The sequence below is a fragment of the Acinetobacter endophylla genome (assembly GCF_053543775.1).
In genome coordinates, this window is the sequence record NZ_JBLVOM010000070.1 from 1 (window position 1) to 2,094 (window position 2,094).

Below are 2,094 nucleotides of genomic sequence, written 5' to 3' on the forward strand. Positions count from 1 at the left end.
CTGAACGTGACTATGTGGTGATGTTGTCAGATTTTCATGAAAAAACCAGTGATCAAATTCAGAAAGATCTTAAAATTTCAGCTGAATATTATCAAGATCAGCGTGAAACCTTGGGTGATGTTTGGAAGCAGGTTAAACGTGATGGCATAAAAGCGACATGGTCTGACCGCAAAATGTGGAATCAGATGCGTATGCTAAAAACCGACATGTCGGATGTTACAGGTTATACCTTCCTCATTAATGGCAAAACACCTGAACAAAATTGGACAGGAATGTTTAAACCGAATGAAAAAATTCGCCTACGTTTTGTGAATGCATCTGCGATGTCTTTCTACGATGTCCGTATTCCTAACTTGAAAATGACTGTGGTCAGTGCTGATGGTCAGCCTGTAAAACCTGTTGCTGTGGATGAGTTTCGTATTGGCACAGCTGAAACTTATGATGTGATTGTGGAGCCAAAAGGTGGACATTATCAAATTGAAGCTGAGTCAATTGACCGTGCAGGCTATGCGATTGGTACACTGCACAATGAATTAAATCCTATGACACATGGCATTCATATGCCTGCACCACGTCCACGCTCACTTTTGACCATGGAAGATATGGGACATGGTGGCGGTGATCATGCAGGAATGGATCATTCGAAAATGAACCACGGCAATATGCAAGGCATGGATCACTCGAAAATGGATCATTCAAAAATGAACCATGGCGATATGCAAGGCATGGATCACTCGAAAATGGATCATTCACAGCATGGCACAGCAAAACCACAAGAAAATGATCAAGTGGTTTATGGTTGGGCAAATGCATCTACACCTGCGGGCAATAAAGCCTTGCAATATAGTGATTTAAAATCTTTAGAACCGCAAAAAGATACTCGTGAAGCTAGCAGTGAATTAGTAGTGCGTTTGGGCGGTACTATGGAGCGTTATATTTGGACGATTAACGGTAAAAAATTCAGCGATGCTGAGCCATTAAAAGTGAAGTATGGCGAGCGTATCCGTATCAAATTTATTAATGACAGTATGATGGCGCACCCCATGCATTTACATGGCATGTTTATGCAGTTGGAGAATGGTCAAGAGTCGGTAGATATGCCGAATAAACACACATTGATTGTACCACCGGGTAAAACAGTGACTGCTTTATTAACTGCGGATGAGTTGGGCGAATGGGCAATCCATTGTCATTTGTTGTATCACATGAGTGCAGGAATGATGAACAAGTTGATCGTGGCAAATGTTAGCGATGAACAAGTGTCTACAACACCAATTCAAGGTACAAATTCGACTCAAACTCACCAAGTAACTGAGCAAAAAGGAGCTGGACATGCACATCACTAATTTTGTATTTAAAGCGTTTTTTTCTGTTGCGGTATTGAGTTTAACAAGCTTAAGTTTGGCGCACGAAGGGCATCATTCAACTGCTCAGACTGATGGAAAAAATGTACCATCAATGAATCATCAAGCGATGTCTGAGATGGATCATTCACAGCATTCTCCACAAGAGCATGCACAACACATGCAGATGATGGGGAAAATGAATCATGCTGCACATTCAGCACCGATGAACCATCAACATGCAGGTCATCAGCCAATGCATCACAAATCAACAGAGAAACAGCAAGATCAAAAAGTACAGAAAGGAGATCAACATGCGCACCATTAATCTTTTTTCTAAAACTGTTTTAGCAAGCTCTTTGTTGATGGTCAGTGCAGTGAGTTTGGCACATAATGGTGAAGATCATAGTGCGCCTGAAAAAATGACAGTTGCTACATCTTCTAGTCAAAATCAGCCGATGCAAATGGATCGCTCTCAAATGAACCATAGCCAAATGAATCAGGCACAACATCAGGCAACATCTACGGTTAATCATTTACATCATGTACCAGATGCGAATGCTCAGCAGAGTTCGCATTATGATCATCGCTCAGAACACGGTGCGCAAATTTATGCGATTACGACAGTGGACAATAAGTGGCTTGTCAATGAAGATGGCACAGGTGATTTAAAGTCAGAGTTTGAAACCCGTATTGGCACAGATGAAAATAAGGTTTTTATTAAAATTCATGCCGATAAAGAAGAATCGCA

2 protein-coding genes and 1 pseudogene are annotated in these 2,094 nt (G+C 41.2%); all 3 read left to right on the plus strand.

Features of this window, described 5'->3' with window-relative positions; genetic code table 11:
• The coding region (locus ACNPNW_RS04900; protein WP_448766620.1) for a multicopper oxidase domain-containing protein at positions 1 to 1,346 on the plus strand (1,346 nt) is incomplete at its 5' end.
• A complete protein-coding gene (locus tag ACNPNW_RS04905) occupies positions 1,333 to 1,671 on the plus strand; it encodes a hypothetical protein (protein ID WP_004897649.1) in 339 nt (112 codons plus the stop codon). The genes ACNPNW_RS04900 and ACNPNW_RS04905, both read left to right, overlap by 14 nt.
• Positions 1,658 to 2,094: pseudogene (locus ACNPNW_RS04910) on the plus strand (copper resistance protein B); the annotation flags it as partial. The gene ACNPNW_RS04905 and the pseudogene ACNPNW_RS04910, both read left to right, overlap by 14 nt.